We start from the raw sequence: 16,967 nt of genomic DNA on the forward strand, positions 1-16,967 counted from the left end.
GCGTTTCCAATTATTTTTGCATTGAAATTGAAAAAATAGTAAGACACCGCCTTAAATATCTATTGAAAACAACATGTTGTACCATTTTGCCATTATGTCATACTCAAGAAGAAGGGTCGAACTACCCCCCCCTCACATAAGACCTCGCCTTCCCTGCAGCCCTCCAGAGTGAACCACCAGGACTTTGCTCCCCTTCAAAATCCGGCCATTCCTTGCACCTAGAGAAAGAGCATATAATAGCTTTCCGATATAAACATGCTCGACGGGAATACCTGTATCCCGCTCAACCTTGTATAAAAAACTTGAAAGCTCTTTTGGGCACTTCGCATACCCCCCGCAATGCCCGCCTGAAAGTAATCCTGCCCCTTCAACACCAATCAAGTCACCCTTGAGGTACTCTTCAACACTGGTGCGATATAGAGCCCCTGAAATGGATTCACCTGACATCGCCAGCCATCTGTCAACACTGTTCGCTATACTATCGCCGGCACTCAACACCTCAACCCCAATCACAGGTATATCATGCAGCCCACCCACAAGGCCGGCGAAAGTAGCCCCCGTCCCGCAGGCGACCCAAACCTGATCAAAATTGACTGGGGCACTCTCTTTAATAACCCCACCGAGCAACTCAGCACCCTTAACGCCCGCCCAGCTCGAGCCACCCTCCGGTATAAACAATGCTGACTTATAATTCTCCCCGACAACCTCCTTTAGAAAGCCCTCCTCCCACCTGCGGTGGTATAGGGACTTCTTCACAAATACCAACTGCATTCCAAGGCGCTCGGCGTCCTGTAACGCTGCACTTAACTCTTTGGGTCGCCACCCTCGCACAATTCCAACCGTTTTAAACCCAAAGCGAACCCCTGCTGCGGCTGTCGCATGAATATGGTTGGACCAAGCGCCTCCGCAGGTTATTACGGTATCCAACCCTTGAGCCTTAGCCTCCAGAAGGTTGTATAGGAGCTTGTAGGCCTTATTGCCGGAGATTAACGGGTCTAGAGTGTCATCTCGACGCACCCAAACCTCAATACCGGGGAATAAGGCGCTATTGACCCTCTCATACGGCACCCTTAAAGCGGCGAATCTGAAAGCCTCTTCACTCAATTCAAACAAATACCTAGATAGCATCAAACCTAGCAACCACCACCCAAATTAGCGACCAATAATCTTCTGACATGTAAATTAGATCATGCAAAAACTTCAAGTTAAATATTACAGGCCACCCCACAGGTGGTTAGAGCCCTGCAGGTTTTTTACTAACGCAGATGGGACCAAAGAGAGAAGCTGGAGCCGCACACCAATTCTACAGGCAAGCATCGGCAGCTTGGGTTTATAGGCATTCATATAGAGAGAAGAGGGAGCAGAAAGATCGATCACTACCCTAGATACAGATACAAAAAAGCCCTCACATGTGAGGGCTTTTTTGTATCTGGCGGACCGGACGGGACTCGAACCCGCGACCTCCGGCGTGACAGGCCGGCATTCTAACCAACTGAACTACCGGTCCTCGGTAGTAAACTTCCTCTATGGAAGTTGGTGGGTGGTACAGGGGTCGAACCTGTGACCTACGGCTTGTAAGGCCGTCGCTCTCCCAACTGAGCTAACCACCCGGTGCTCTTTGCTATAGGGGCCGTGCCCCCTTGAGCGAGGCGCATATTACCCGACTGTAGATTCCTGTCAACAATTTTCACGCCAAATAATCACGTCCGATTAATTTCCATCCGATTCGTCTGGTAAAGAGACAGGAACTCCCCTCATTTCAGCCTCTTCAGTACTTGCTCCCTGCAAGACCTTACCCTGCCGATAGTCTGGGTCTAGCAGATGCCCAGCTATCTTCACAGGTATCCCCCTCGGTATCAGCTGCTCTTTTGGGCGGGCCAAGTCTTGCTCGTTGTAATTACAAACACCGGTAGGAAATATTCTCTTTAGATCTGCCACACGACTGGAAATTTCCTCGGTGAATGGACCGTAGATCCCCTTCGCCAGCGCCCGCTCAACCGGCTGCAGTGCGCACTTAAAGACATCATCAGTCACCGGCGCCCCCGCCACTTGCCTTGACGTACTATGAATCGGGTATACCCTCATACACTTCCCGGGAGCCTGGCTATTCCAAGGCCCATTCCAGACCTTGTCTCCAGACGCCAGCAAATTTCCTTCCTTGTCAAAGCACCGGTCATTGGCGTCATCCGGGCGGTTTTCCACTACACCTTTACCTGGGTTTTCTATGATGCTCTGCATCCAACGGTCAACTAAATCCAGCGCCTCATGCAGCGGGTTGTAACCTTTGTCACTCATCCAAATCAGTTGATTCTCCGCATGTCCACGGGCACGCCGAATACGCTCGCGTGCAGAAAAAGAGGCAGAGCTGTGGTGCATATCAGGCTCTTTATCGAGGTAGTGCCGCAAATCAATAATGGGGATCTCTACATCCCCCAGGAATACGTGCCCGGAACGATATATTCCATTAATAGCCTCCAGACTTGCGCGGCTGCGCTTCGCCGGCTTTTGGAGTGTTCCCATATTGAGGTTTTGCTCGCTCCAAAGGGACAAGCGAACCGGAAACATATTCCCATTCATAAACCACAACTGCTCTTGGCTCTGGTCTTCTGGCGCTTTCCAGCCACCTACAGCAGCATTGACACGTAAAAATGTATCTATATTGATTTCGCCGTTCACCAGGGCTTTCAGACCGTACTGCACCCCCTCATTGTCCCAAGAACTATTTGCGTACCCTGATGCGTTTGCACCATAAAACTCGCGAAGGTCCTCCCAGTGCGTCCAATGCACTTTTGGGACAACCTCAGCAGCGAAACTCTTAGCAAAGTGAACAAAGTTAGGGTTATTAACCAACGGTACTAAGCCTCGCCACCCTTCGACGCATTCAGTGGTTCCCTGCATCCTATCTCGGTAGCGACTATCAAAAATCCCAGCAAAAAAGCTCAACACTCCAAATTTACTTGAACCATTCTCACTGGCAGCTAACCCCTGGATAACCGTGCGCTCCTCTGCTTTTTTCCAGCGTTGATTCTGCCTATCCACAATGTCAAAGAAGTACTCCAGTGGCTCACAGTCGAAGGCATAGATTGTTTGGGACACCATATCTGGGTAGGAATACAAGGGGATAGCGGCATCTAAGAGGCCCGGTGCATTCTGCGCAAATAGATACTGCTGGATCGCTCCACCTGACCCCCCAATGCCAACGGTGTACATTGGCTCCCCATATAACGATACAAATTGCTTTTTCACCCTACGAGCAGTGTCTTCTGCCAGCCACATGTTGTAGTGGTTTCTAGTCTGATTGGCGGTCGAATAGACAATCGCATAACCGCGCGCAAGCTCATCCATTCTGCGCGTGGTGATATCTCCTTTGTTGATTTTTCCCTGGCGCCCTCCAATGCCTACGCCACCACGAAACTGATAGATCAGCCGCTTATTCCAGTTACTACCACTTGGCCTACCTGCAGACTCACCCTCTCCCCTTAATACTGCTATTGCATAAAAGTGACGGTTGATTGTGCCTGTCTCTACGCGAACAATAAAATCTACCTGCTTCCCGTTTACCGTCACCTTATCGATATCATTTCTGGCCTCATGCATATAGTGAAACTGGCCATCAGTGGTGCTACGGTAAAAATAGGTAACCTCTGTAGCGTGACTGCAATCCCGGCTATACCCAATAACCTCATTTGTCTTCCTGCCCTTATCATTTAGAGCAAAGATAGGCACCCCTTCCCCATCCTGATTGTCTACCAGGGGCTGCTTATTTGTAATATTGTTTTTCCCGCAATAAAGAGGGTACCTGGCTGGGCCACTGAATAGAGTCTCTACAGGCCCTACTTCTCCCAAGCCAATAGGAAATGGGAAATATTCAGGCGGGCGGGACATCATACGGGGGTGAGGGCCGGAATAAGCTGGCGCAGGTTGATAGTCCAACACCCCTTCAGGAACCTTCAACACCGGAGCATCTACGCTCCCGTGGACTTTTGGCAGCTGGCTATACCCATACCAAGCTGCTGCCCCCAGGCCCACTAGCACCAAGAGCAAAATAGAGAGTATCCAGCCTCTCCTAACGGACATAAGCGCCTCCACAGGAAACATCACTTTCTGTACAGCTTGAGTATATGAACGGATGTCCCAGGCTACTGACAGTTGGCGCCAAGGAAGACTTAAAGAGAGGCAGGACTTGTAGAGCGGTGCGCAGAAGCGCAAATATCTTTGGGACAAAAACAAAAAAAGGGGATCTAGTGATCCCCCTTTCGAAAGCAGTACCGCCTAGTCTTTAGCGATAATGCCTTTTTCCTGAAGAGTGGAGAGAATCACTTCTACTTCCTCTTCAAGAGTCATTTCAGCAGTATTCAGGTGCAATTCTGGTGAAACAGGTGCCTCATAGGGATCATCAATACCAGTAAAACCTTTGATCTCACCTGCGCGAGCTTTCTTATACAAGCCTTTGGGGTCGCGTGCCTCAGCCTCTTTTAGCGGGCAGTCTACGAACACTTCCATATACGGAAGATCACCTGCTTCATGCATCTTTCTTACTAAATCGCGATCTTCACGGTACGGACTGATAAAACTGGATAAGACAACCACGCCAGTATCCGCAAACAACTTGGAAATTTCGCCTACACGTCGGATATTTTCCTGGCGGTCCTCTGCAGAGAAACCGAGGTTTGAATTGATACCCAAACGAATGTTATCGCCATCTAGACGGTAGCTGAGCACGCCACGAGCAGCGAGAGCCTTCTCTACAGCAACAGCCACAGTACTCTTACCAGAGCCCGAAAGGCCGGTGAACCAAAGAGTCACGCCTTTGTGGCCAAGGAGACTCGCCCGGTTTTCTCGGGTCACATCACCCTCATGCCAATGGACATTGGTCGCTTTTTGCTCAACTGTAGCTGTCACTGATTACTCCAAGTCTTGAATACAATCCTAGTGTCACAGGTATCAAGCATTTCACTGCACTCTGTGCCAATACCTGCCTGTGATATGGGCGCTAATTATCGAGTATTTGGGCGGTAAGCGTAAAGCCCTCTGTTATAACGTGTCAATTCAACTCAAAGTCTTGAGTGCATAAGCAGCAAAGTGGCATTGTTCTAATAGTGGGGCCGAATGGGCAAAATAACCCTATAGCCAGGACTTTTTTGCTTGGAATCTGCTCCAGTGGTACTACTGCAGGCAGTATCATTTAAACCATTCTGCCACTACCATCCCTTCGTTACGCGAAGGCTGAGTGGGACACCAGATTGTTACACTAATCCATCTATAACTAGGTACTTCTATTAGCTATTGAGTGAGATAAAGAATGGAGTAAGAAGTATCACTAGTCACAAACGCTCGCAACCAATACCCATCTACATATTTTGTAAACCTATAAATTCTCACCGGAGATGTAAGCTCCTTTTACTCGCTCCAATGAACAATATGCCGTTGAATCATCATTAGTTGAGGAGCCAAAAACAGGTAGGAAAACTTGGCAAGGAGACTCCTTTGCAATGCTACCCTCCTTAACCTCAAGCAAAGAAACTTAGGAGCATCACTACCCTTTTGGACCAGCTAGGCAAACTAAAGTAGACCATTCAAATCCATAGACAATTGGTTATTACAGTTAACACAAAAAACTATTATTCCTTACAACCCGAATACAATAAAATTGTATGAGATTAAACTTGTCACCTGCCGATAAAAAGCATCATTTAATTTCAAGTCATCGACACCCTCAAATTTTTCACACGACGCGAATAAACCCCCGACAACTGCGCAGGTTTTCTCATTCATCATATTTGTGGCCGGCTACCGAGTGACGCGCTTTAATCTAGTTAAAAATACAAGTTCCATGGTAATCTGTGGGCCTGAATCGAGAAAAAACAGCCCTATATTTCTTAGGGTCTATAGCCAGTAAAGGAGGATGCTCAACGATGAGTAAAGGGGTTTTAAATAGATTTAAAATTCGCAAAGGAAAAATTTTTGAAGCCCCGCTAGAAGAGGCATTTGGTCGCCTGGTTACTCCTTTTGAAGAATTTATTCATCGCCAAAGCAGCAGTGGTATATTGCTAATGCTCTCTGCGCTTATCGCTCTGATTGTTGCTAACTCTCCTCTACAAGAGGCTTACAAGCATCTACTTCATATGCCTATTGCGGTAGGTGCAGGAGACTGGACATTTTCCCTTTCCCTACATCACTGGATCAATGACGGCCTAATGGCCATCTTTTTCTTTCTAGTCGGCTTGGAATTAAAACGAGAGTTTCTTGTGGGAGAACTCTCAGATCTCCGTCAGGCAGTACTACCTGTGATGGCCGCTATCGGCGGCATGGTAGTGCCAGCCCTACTATACAGCTCCCTTAATTTAGGTACCGAAGGCGGTCCAGGCTGGGGTATCCCGATGGCAACAGACATTGCCTTTGCGGTAGGCTGTATTGCACTACTAGGCAACCGTGTACCACGAGCAGTAGTGACCTTTTTGGTCGCACTGGCGATCGTAGATGACTTAGGGGCAATTCTCGTTATTGCCATCTGGTACACAGAGCAAGTAAACATGACAGCGCTCATCGCATCAGGTGGCCTGGTTGTAGTGCTCGGGCTACTCAATGCTGCGGGTATTCGCCGATCCGCAGCCTATGTCTTTGTTGGAGGTCTATTGTGGTACGGACTTCACTCAGCCGGTGTCCACGCTACTCTCGCTGGTGTCATTACCGCTATGGCATTACCTGCCAAGCCAAAATACGATCCTGTAGCATTTAGCACCTTCGTAAAAGATATCATTCGCAGCTTTGACCGCTGCTTCCGCCCAGGTGACAAGATTATCGCTAACGACGATTTACGAGCTCGCGTAATGGGCTTGGGTAATGGCGTGAACTTAGCCCAATCTCCGCTACAACGCATGGAGACTCGCCTGCATATTCCGGTCGGGTTTGTAGTGATACCTATCTTTGCACTAGCTAACGCGGGAATTCCGGTCGACAGCTTCAGCAGCTCCGAAGCGGTACTCAACCCGGTCACTCTCGGAGTAATCTTTGGCTTGGTGGTCGGTAAGTTGCTTGGGATTGTAGGGGCCACTTGGGTAGGTTGGAAGCTAGGCTGGGGCCAATTACCCAAAGCGGCGAATTTCCAACATATTGTCGGTGTAGCATTGCTCGCAGGTATTGGGTTCACCATGTCCATTTTTATTGCCGAACTAGCATTTAGCTCACAAAATGAACTGCTTATTCAGGCGAAGGCCGGCATTCTGTTAGCATCGGTTATCGCTGGGACAGCTGGCTTTTTGGTGCTGCGTAACGCTCCTGCCTCAGAAGACAATGAAGTCAAGGGCGAGGAGCCAGATTACCCAGCCCAAGCTACTTCCAATTAAACAGCAACAATCAAAGTAGGCCGGGCAAACTCCAGTTGCCCGGCCTACAAAAAGCGTCATCACGAATAATGAACGAATAGAAGGCAAACTTTGAGTCGACTATGTCCCTATAACTTAGATTCGAACCAAAGTTACATCACAATGTGCATAGTTCACTATGCTATTAGCGGTAGAACCAATCAGGGAGCTCAAACCTTTCTTGGAGTGAGTTCCCAGAACTATCAGATCCACCTTCCTTTTTTCAGCTTCCTTACAGATAACCTCATAAGGCTTTCCCACTTTAAGGGCCCGATTTCTCTTGCTAACCCCAAAGTCTTCCGTAATCTCCTCAAACTTCGGAATTGCACTCTCTTTCAGCTCTTTTTGATAATCCTTGGGCAGGAAGCTATAAGGCAGTACATTTAAAACTACTAGCTTGCTATCAAATTTCTTAGATAATTCTACCGCTTTAGACAACACATACCTCCCTTCTTGAGACGCTTCTATAGCGCAAAGGATAGTATTGTACATATTCCCCCTCCAGTATATTTGACTAATAACAACTGAACTTATCGAGCACCGATTCCTCCACAGCTTAAATGAAAAGAGTTCGAAGCACAAAGAGGGAAAATTAAAAAGTCAACTTAATGCCACATATTATCTATTCAATCCGAACGAACTAAAACCCGATTGCGCCACAACTCTCAAACAGCCATAGGAGGTCAGGAGTTATCATTTTCTTGACTAAACCTCCTGCGAGCTTTAAAAAATTAAAGATCGAGAAGATATAAGCAACAAAGGGGATAGAGCGCATCTTTGCCCAAGCAAACAATTTTTACGGCGAGCATCTTTATCCACGCAGATGATATCAATAAAAGAACACTTAATTTCAGAAAGATGTATACCTATTAACGTCTCATTTACAGCCTTAGTCCTCTTCTATTTTGGCACAAGTCTATCTCACCCCTAGAGCTGACTATATAGCTTAAGATAACTATGACATTACATTCGCAGCCCTGCCCCCTAAATAAATCTTAATTTTTTAAGCCAATTATTTTCCCTACAAGATTTGTATTACAAAGAGCGGTGCCACCCAAAGGCCGAAAGAAATCTGATATGAAAGCCTCATGTGTAGCGGCTATGACTTTTTGTTAGCTGTCTACGCGTTAATGAGATTTACTAGAAAGTAAGGGGCTCTTTTGACTTGCACAATGGTAGTAGTAAAGATTCAAAGTAGTAGTTGCAAATACCCCTATGGACTAGAAGACACACCCAATTCCCCCTCGACTGTATATGCACGCGGCAATATTAGCTTACTTAAGTAGCCTAGCATTGCAATAATTGGATCCTGAGATACGACAAAAAAAGGAATGAAAATAGCTCAAAAAATGGTCAACCATATTACTCCTAGAAAAAATGTCGTTGTCAGTGGGCTAACTCTCGGAATTGACACAGCAGCATGTAGGGAACGCTAGCTTCTAAAGGTGGAACAATTGCAGGCTCACCTACGCATTGCATACAGCAAACCCATGGTCGAATTATCGACTAGCAATGTAAGTATTAGAAAGTGGAGGCCTGTGGGTATCAGAGCACACATCCCCAACAGCACTTTTTTGTATGCCTGAATAGATTGCAGCTAGGCCCTTCCCAACCCTCACTAATTCTTGAATCTGAAGTTTCGGGAGGCTCAATGAAGTATGTAGATTTCTACCTCCAAGCCAAACGCAAGCCCTTTGCCGTTGATTCACACACCAAGGAGAGCCTGCTTAACCCGAACTGCCCTGACACCTAAAAGCTTATCAATGCAGGGAAAACTATAGCCCTCCGGACAAAAGTAGATTACTCACTACTGAATCCATAACTTACCCTAAAAGTTAAAATTGTAGTGGTCTAATCCTTCCGGACACTTCGCTAAGATGGTAAAACTACCAAGCGAGGTGAAGTATGACAACAAAAGGTACACGTCGGCATTTCAAGCCGGAATTTAAGAAAGACGCCGTAGCGCTAGTCTCTGAGCAAGGGTATTCAATTTCTAAAGCAGCAGAGGCTGTAGGAACAACAGCCAATAACCTGCGACGCTGGATAAAGGAACAGAAGCAGGAAGAAGACGGTGTGAGGTTGGATGTAGGCGAGCGCGCAGAATTAGAGCGATTACGACGTGAAAATAAGCAGTTGCGGATGGAGAAAGAAATCCTAAAAAAGGCCAGCGCCTTCTTTGCGAAAGAAATGAAATAAAGTACAGCTTTATTGAAAAACAGCAAGGCAGCTTTCCTGTTAGGGTGCTCTGCCGGGTAATGCAGGTAAGTAAGACTAGTTATTACGATTGGTGTTGCCGTGGTAATAGCTCAATAGATGCTCAAACATGGCAACTATGCCATCGTTTGAAGGCCCTATTTGCAGAATCTAGACAGAGTCTCGGAAGTCGTCGGTTAATGAAGCTGTTACGTAAAGAAGGCTTTGAAGTCGGGCGCTATCGAGTCCGCAAGCTCATGAAAAAGCTAGGCTTGGCAGTAAAGCGCAAGAAGCGATTTACACTGACGACAGACAGTAAACATCACCTGCCTGTCGCAGAGAACCTTCTGAATAGGGAGTTCTCACCGAGTGCTAAAAATCAAGTTTGGACGACTGATATTACATATATTTGGACTTCGCAGGGCTGGCTGTACTTGGCGGTAGTGATTGATCTCTATTCGCGCCGGATTGTTGGTTGGCATCTAGATCGCAAGATGGAAACGGCCCTGGTAACTCGTGCGTTGATGATGGCTGTCAATTTGCGTACGCCCCCAAAAGGTCTCCTGCATCACTCTGATCGTGGCAGTCAGTATGCCAGCCATACCTACCAAATGTTATTGAGTCAGCAGGGGATGGTGTGTTCAATGAGCCGTAAGGGAAATTGTTGGGACAACGCACCGACTGAACGTTTCTTCAGCAGCCTGAAGCGGGAGTGGTTAACGGGAAACCTCTATCCGACAAGGGAGGATGCGGTAGCAGATGTAAGAGCCTATATTGCTTATTACAACTCACGCAGAATACATACAACACTGGGAGATCTAGCCCCTATCGAATTTGAGGAATGTGCTTAAAGAAGTGTCCGGCTGGAGTTGACCACAACACTGGCTACATCATCTGTATTAGTTCAGACCAAATCTGACACATCCTCTTGAAAAAGAGGGGTTTACCGGTTTTGATGAAGGTGCCTAAACCTAAAAACAAAACCAAGGATAAACCCCATGATCCATACTAATGATCGTATCATCAAACACAAGACCGGATTGCTCAATCTTGCAGAAGAGCTTGGCAACATCTCAAAAGCTTGCAAGATGCTTGGTGTATCGAGAGACACTTTCTATCGGTACAAGGAAGCTGCTTCAAGTGGCGGTGTGGACGCCCTTCTTGAAAAGAGTCGACGGGTGCCTAACCACAAGAACCGTGTTGACACAGCAATTGAAGAGGCCGTGTTGACTTATGCCCTCCAAGAGCCTGCCCATGGACAGGTTCGAGTCTCCAATGAGCTACGTAAACGTGGCGTATTCGTGTCCCCTAGTGGTGTTCGGAGTATCTGGTTACGGAACGACCTGGCTAACTTCAAGTTACGATTAAAAGCACTTGAAGCCAAGGTGGCTAAGGAGGGGCTAATCCTCACGGAGTCGCAGGTTCAGGCCTTGGAAAGAAAGCGACATGATGATGAAGCCTGCGGGGAAATTGATACTCAACACCCCGGCTATCTAGGTTCTCAGGACACCTTCTATGTAGGAACCTTTAAGGGCGTCGGACGTGTTTACCAACAAACCTATGTCGATACCTATGCAAAGGTGGCTCATTGCAAGCTGTACACCACCAAAACGCCAATCACTGCGGCGGACCTCCTGAATGACCGTGTACTACCGTTTTATGCCTTACATGATCTACCAGTGCTGCGTATCCTAACTGATCGCGGTACGGAGTATTGTGGCAAATTGGAACAGCACGACTACCAGTTATATCTAAGTGTGAACGAAATAGAACACACTAAGACAAAAGCCAGACATCCACAAACTAATGGAATCTGTGAGCGCTTCCATAAGACCATTTTACAAGAGTTCTACCAACCCTCATTACGCCGCAAGATCTATGGATCAATAGAAGAGTTACAAACGGATCTGGACGAGTGGCTCACATATTACAATAATGAGAGAACTCATCAGGGTAAGAAGTGTTGCGGTCGAACACCGTTAGCAACTCTTGAAGATGGAAAAAGCATCTGGAAGGAAAAGCTCGTAAACTGAATTTGACCTGACAGAGCATCTCCTGAGAAACCGGTAACTGTCAGATCAAGTCTGAACTACTACAGCTTATTACAACTCACGCAGAATACATACAACACTGGGAGATCTAGCCCCTATCGAATTTGAGGAATGTACTTAAAGAAGTGTCCGGCTGGAGTTGACCACAACAAATAGTATACTATTTTTGCCCATAACAACCGATATTACCTTCTCCGAGGGCCTTAAAAATCCAATGAAGCACTGACTTTTTAAGGTTGAAATTATTAAGTTATCACTAACTTCACTATTCTTTAATAAGAACATTTTTTTACTGGGCAATTCTGACCCGCATCTAGAAAAATTACCGCTCTCCAGCACTCTCAAGTAGTTGATAAACTCGCCCAGGGAAATCGCCAATAATCCCATCTACACCAAGGGATATACTGCGCTCAATGTCATCTATATCGTTAACTGTCCAGAGATCGACGGCCACGCCTTTACTCTGAAAAAAGCGAACATAGGGCTTAGTGGTAATACTGTATGGCAGTTGGGCAACTTCAAAGTCCGGCTTGAAAGCCCATCCAAAGCCCGAGCTCCAGGCTAGACTGGCCTCTATAAGTTCACCGATTGTTGCGCTTGTTCTAACCTCTCCTCCACTGATATCACGAAAATGTCCCATGGCTTTACTGTGCTGGCTGGCCACAGTAACTTGCTGCTCCATTCTATAGTCAACAACTACTTGCCATAGTATTTCTGAGAGGACTCTATCATTTGGTTTAATTTCAATATTAAATATAGCATTGGGGTAGCGCTCAAATAGCTCATTTAATGTTAAGAGAGTGTGCCCCTGGTCTCGGAAGGGGTAACTATCACCATTATCTAAAGTAAATTCATACCCTGCATCCAATGTTTTTATTTGCGCCAAAGTCAAATCTTCGATTTTGTCTGAGACACCTGCATTTTTTTCAAGGTCTGCATCGTGATTAATAATGATGAACCGATCTTTCGACAAATGTATATCCAACTCTAGAATATCTGCTCCCTGCTCTAATGCCATATCAAATGCCAAGGCGGTACTCTGAGGATACTCACCAGATGCTCCCCTGTGAGCAAGTATGTCAATGGCCCAAACCTCTTTGTAAATCGCCATCGATAAAACTAGACAAGTAACGACCTTGAGTACGCTGTTCATTTAGAAGTTTCCTATATTTTAAGATAAAAGCTATTGCTAAGAGTCTGCGAAAGGCCAATCAAAAAAGAGATACTACAGTTAGGTTTGCTATTACACTCACTTGCAAAGCACCTGCTTACTCATTCAACCCACTTACACCACTTAAGGGATGCAGAAAGTCTTCAAGGCCCATTTCGCCCACGTATACCCACAGAGCCACCACTAAAGCAATTAAGCCTGATTGGCATCCCACCTTAAATGCACCCATTTATCTTAGGCAAGATCATGTATTCAAGTATTTAGTACCAACACACAAATTCGAAAAATATCGCCACCTAATTCATTAACTAGACAAGCTTTCCTCTATAAATCAAGGATACACCCATCAGCCTTCTGATCTAATAAATTCCAATTTTAAAGCGACCCATGAAATATTTGGGTCAACTCAAGAAGGTTAAGGACCATAAAAAAGGCTTAAAAAGTCTCCCCCCACCTACACAGATGAGAAAAATAGAAATATATCGAACAATATAATATGCAACACAATTGAGGCTATTATCCTTATACAGATATGATGTAGATCACGACAAAAGTTCCCCCTCAAATTGCGAAAGCAAATCCTGATTAAGCTTCTGTACATAAACCAAATGGTTAAATTTGAGAAGATCGTTAGCATGTAAGCTTTATTAAAAGATAAGACATACCTTTAACCAAGCAACTAGCCAACTGCGCCTTGGCGTACCCAGCCGACAGTGGCTATCCAGGGCTACAGACTCGAAACTTAGATTGATAAATGTGGAGAATCCCATGGAAAGATACGCATTGTTCACCGGCACTTATAACCTACTTATGGGAGGAATAAAGGACTTTAAGCGATCATTTCACGATAAGGAGGACGCCTACACAGAGATAGAACAGATTGCCCAAATTGACCCATTTATCCATTGGGCACAGATATTTGATAAGAAAACCGACAAAGCGAGAGTTTTCCATATTGTCGATAAAAAGGTGATTGAGAGTAAAGCCGGTGGTTGCCCAAAGCAATCTGCAGAATCTATGATTAAGGCAGTAATCGAGATAAATTGAATAATATACAGGCAGTTTTTGAGCTCGCTTAAAGCGGGCTCGCTGCTTTCATTAGCAATATCGTAAATCAGAAACTGCAGATGGCTATTCAAACCTGTTACCTGCTATCAAGCCCCAATCAGTATTAATATTGCTAACATTGCTATTCCTCAATACGGATGAGATTTTTACAATCAGGGTTTAGAAAGCTTTAATCCACACATAGAGCTCATCGCACAATCAAAAGAGGTAGCTGGGACGCTATAGGTTCCTGAGTAACCAGTAATTTAGGTATTCGTACTAAAACTGCACGCTCATCATAGGCGTATTTTAGTGGTACAGCGGCTGTAAAAAAGGCAATGCCTATGATATTTAGAAGCCTATACAGAAAGGGCAAACCTCCCAGCAACATCTTTAGATTTCAAAATCTGAAAATATATCTCAGCAAGCATTCTCCATCATTTCTTTTACCGCACACTGAATTTTCACACCACCTCCAATCCTTCATTTATTTTTTAGCGTTACACCACACAACATAACCACCAACGCCAGCCATTATAATCTCTAGCAACGTGAACACCTGAGTTACTATTTTTAACTCTTTCATGCTTATCGACATCAGTCTCATCTGGGGCCGCTATACCAGTAATATTTTCGAGCCAATTAGATACAACTGAAATTATTAGCTGCTCTGAATTTCGGTCTGCGCATGATAACACCAATAAAATTAAAGGTTCTTAAGATTTAAAATGCCAAATAGTAAGTTGGAACGGCTAATTTCCACCTAAACAAGTTAAACTTTACCAGCACTAAGCCCTACTTCGTAAATTTTAAACCCACTACCTGAACAGTAATTATCAACAGCGTCACCACTAAAACCCCAAACTCACTTCACTATCTACTGAAAATTAATAGCTCAGGATAGGATGCACCCTCACACTAGTACAAACTTCAAATAATTGACCTATTATTTTCTGCAGAATGAAAAACAAAATACCCTCAATGTGACTTTTCCTGCAGTATCCGCACTTTGAAGACAAGCTTAGAAACCACAAGTGGTTCATCAGAGAGTGTCGCGATGGAAATAGCACTACGCAAGCTATCCAGAGTCAGCGCCCATGTAGAGGTATCTGTATCGAATTGCAATCACCCCGGATTTTCGCTCGAATTATTTGCGCTTACCCGGGGATCCAAAATTAACATTAATTGAAAATATAACCTTTCACTTCGACAACAGACAAAGTTATACCCTCGCCCTCAGATAGTTTTCTCACTTTTGAGTAAGTATCTCCCTCAAAAGATCTTTTGCCAGCAATAACTTGAGATAATCCCCCTTCAGAAATAGAACTCATTTTACGCAGACTTCACCTACGAAAGCCTGGATGGTTCCAAACCCCATGTTATTCCGATACTTATAGAGGCTTTCAAAAAAATTATGCACTCATAGCTCACTGACATTAATCAACTATTTTTTTTGCCAAATCTCTAACGGCGGGGGCATATTCGAGCTCGGCAAGCGCCTTAACAAGAGCTTCACCGATAACTCTCTGCTTATCGTCACCCTTCTTCTTGAGTAGACGCCCCAAACGCAAGGTGTACCAATTATGTTTCCCCAAATAAGGCTTGTAGAATTCCTCTGCTTTGCCCAAATAGTGTTGAACCGCATCATTTTCAAATACAGGGCTCTTGGAAATTTGACGTGCCACTCGCTCGAAAACCTCTCCGTTACCACCTTGAGATGCAAGAAAACTCCAAATTAGCGACACATAATTCAACACACTATTATTTGCATCCTTAAGCAACTTAGATAAAAGTAGAGCTGCCCTGTTATCTCCCAAATAGTATGCAGTTGCTAAAGACCTGTAATCATCAACCCTCAAAGAACCCAAATCACACTGCATATCCCTTAATTTTTTAACATTCAAAACCCCCAAATTGTTAATATTCTTCGATAACACTTCGCCATCAAATATTCTGTCAAACTTATTAAGTATTTCTCCAGAAAAAACTGCCAGCTTCATCTGTAAAGCACCTGGAGAAAATGTAAACTCTCCAAAAACAGGGCCTTCTATGCCATCATAAAGATCTACACTTACAAACGGAGTTTTTGGAATTTTGGATAATTTTTCTGCACATTCAATCAGTTCACTAGCCCTGTAGGGTATCAGAGGTTTTCCTGGCTTCCAGAAGGAGTCATTGATCCAATAATCTACTTGGTAGTTATAGGGGAAAAAATTTCCATCATATATAACAACCCTAGGTGGACTTACATTTCTATCTATTTGAACAATAGCACCCACCTGTCCGTTAAAGCAGTAAAATTTGTAATCCAGAGGTATGTCAATATCGACACTTCCACTTTCAATCTTTTCTTCTATATACCATACAGAACTATCTTTATTTACCTTTTCTGAAATAGCTTTTTGATTTTTACAAATTTCATTCCAGCTAAAATTTTTCTTCTTTAAAATATCCCTGTACATACGACACTTGGAATCCCCCTGCTTAACAGACTTTAGGATATCTATTCCAATACCCGAGTGAGCATCGCTATACTTCAGAACAAAACTTTCTGGAAGGCTATCTTCAGCATCACGTAAATCTTCGATAGAATCGAAGGTTGCCAACCTTTTGGGTACACGAAAACCTGCCTCTGACACAAACCCTGCACTTTTCACTTTAGCCGCGTAAAGAGGGATATCTGTATGTGTCCAGTTTCCGTAGAAATTCTTATGTATAAAGTTTAAAAACGGGCTATCATTATAATAGCCATGAATTGGTGGGTTTATATTGTTCATTTGCTCATCGACCACTATTCTACAATGAAGTAACAACTATCAGATGTTCTGAGCGAAGCATCCTCAAATTACCAATTGCAAGACAATGTCAACTTGCTATCGACACTAAACTCCCCTCGAGCCCGTATCTTACTAATCAACACGCCAAAACCCCTGATTGTATTGACATGCGTCATAGCTATTTAGAAGACTGTTTCAAGATCGTTCCTGGTCAAGCCCTAGAGTCTTCTGTGTGCTTGTGCCGCTTGGTATCCACGCTATCTCCTAAAACAATCAAAATCAACATACATAATTGCCCAGTAAACGGGCCTACGGAACAGCTCCGCTCGGTACGCGAAGCATATAAACCTTAACATCCAAGCTC

At 44.8% G+C, this 16,967-nt stretch carries 10 protein-coding genes, 2 tRNA genes and 1 pseudogene; 5 read left to right on the forward strand and 8 right to left on the reverse strand.

Annotated elements, in window-relative coordinates; all coding sequences use genetic code 11:
* Positions 1-132 precede the first annotated feature (132 nt).
* From ACJJIZ_RS16455 to cysC, 5 genes are all read right to left on the reverse strand, one after another.
* On the reverse strand, positions 133-1,104 hold the full coding sequence (locus tag ACJJIZ_RS16455) for a 1-aminocyclopropane-1-carboxylate deaminase/D-cysteine desulfhydrase (RefSeq protein ID WP_444914150.1): 972 nt from the start codon (positions 1,102-1,104) through the stop codon (positions 133-135).
* Between the two features lie 326 nt (positions 1,105-1,430).
* A tRNA-Asp gene (locus ACJJIZ_RS16460) sits at positions 1,431-1,507 on the reverse strand.
* A gap of 27 nt (positions 1,508-1,534) precedes the next feature.
* Positions 1,535-1,610 (reverse strand) — tRNA-Val (locus tag ACJJIZ_RS16465).
* A gap of 100 nt (positions 1,611-1,710) precedes the next feature.
* Positions 1,711-4,077: a DUF6351 family protein gene (locus ACJJIZ_RS16470; RefSeq protein WP_444914151.1), complete on the reverse strand. Its 2,367-nt coding sequence runs from the start codon at positions 4,075-4,077 to the stop codon at positions 1,711-1,713.
* Between the two features lie 195 nt (positions 4,078-4,272).
* Positions 4,273-4,902 carry an adenylyl-sulfate kinase gene (cysC, locus tag ACJJIZ_RS16475; protein WP_444914152.1) on the reverse strand — a complete coding sequence of 210 codons (630 nt, stop codon included), beginning with the start codon at positions 4,900-4,902 and terminating at the stop codon, positions 4,273-4,275.
* A gap of 1,013 nt (positions 4,903-5,915) precedes the next feature.
* On the opposite strand from cysC, the gene nhaA reads away from it, so the two are divergent.
* Positions 5,916-7,346, forward strand: a complete 1,431-nt coding sequence (gene nhaA, locus ACJJIZ_RS16480) for a Na+/H+ antiporter NhaA (RefSeq protein WP_444914153.1) — start codon at positions 5,916-5,918, stop codon at positions 7,344-7,346.
* A 114-nt stretch (positions 7,347-7,460) separates the two neighbouring features.
* On the opposite strand, the gene ACJJIZ_RS16485 is transcribed toward nhaA, so the two are convergent.
* Positions 7,461-7,856 carry a universal stress protein gene (locus tag ACJJIZ_RS16485; protein ID WP_413662467.1) on the reverse strand — a complete coding sequence of 132 codons (396 nt, stop codon included), beginning with the start codon at positions 7,854-7,856 and terminating at the stop codon, positions 7,461-7,463.
* Positions 7,857-8,692: 836 nt separating this feature from the next.
* On the opposite strand from ACJJIZ_RS16485, the pseudogene ACJJIZ_RS21980 reads away from it, so the two are divergent.
* The 3 genes and pseudogenes from ACJJIZ_RS21980 to ACJJIZ_RS16495 all read left to right on the forward strand — a co-directional run.
* A pseudogene (locus ACJJIZ_RS21980) lies at positions 8,693-8,800 on the forward strand (hypothetical protein); the annotation flags it as partial.
* 469 nt (positions 8,801-9,269) lie between these two features.
* Positions 9,270-10,408 (forward strand): IS3 family transposase gene (locus ACJJIZ_RS16490; protein WP_444905442.1). Its coding sequence is split into 2 segments (ribosomal slippage): positions 9,270-9,519 and positions 9,519-10,408, totalling 1,140 coding nucleotides; the frame shifts between segments, so codons are not numbered across the junction.
* Between the two features lie 147 nt (positions 10,409-10,555).
* Positions 10,556-11,590, forward strand: coding sequence for an IS481 family transposase (locus ACJJIZ_RS16495; protein ID WP_444914154.1), 1,035 nt, complete (start codon positions 10,556-10,558; stop codon positions 11,588-11,590).
* Positions 11,591-11,930: 340 nt separating this feature from the next.
* Here the strand turns inward: ACJJIZ_RS16495 and ACJJIZ_RS16505 are convergent, their stop codons facing one another.
* Positions 11,931-12,761, reverse strand: coding sequence for a glycerophosphodiester phosphodiesterase family protein (locus tag ACJJIZ_RS16505; RefSeq protein ID WP_444914155.1), 831 nt, complete (start codon positions 12,759-12,761; stop codon positions 11,931-11,933).
* Between the two features lie 786 nt (positions 12,762-13,547).
* Here ACJJIZ_RS16505 and ACJJIZ_RS16510 point away from each other — a divergent pair.
* Positions 13,548-13,826, forward strand: a complete 279-nt coding sequence (locus ACJJIZ_RS16510) for a hypothetical protein (RefSeq protein ID WP_444914156.1) — start codon at positions 13,548-13,550, stop codon at positions 13,824-13,826.
* Positions 13,827-15,262: 1,436 nt separating this feature from the next.
* Here the strand turns inward: ACJJIZ_RS16510 and ACJJIZ_RS16515 are convergent.
* The gene (locus tag ACJJIZ_RS16515) at positions 15,263-16,603 is read right to left on the reverse strand and encodes an ATP-grasp fold amidoligase family protein (RefSeq protein ID WP_444914157.1); all 1,341 of its coding nucleotides are present in this window, start codon (positions 16,601-16,603) and stop codon (positions 15,263-15,265) included.
* Positions 16,604-16,967 lie beyond the last annotated feature (364 nt).

It is taken from the genome of Microbulbifer maximicatervae (SeqCode), assembly GCF_052467225.1.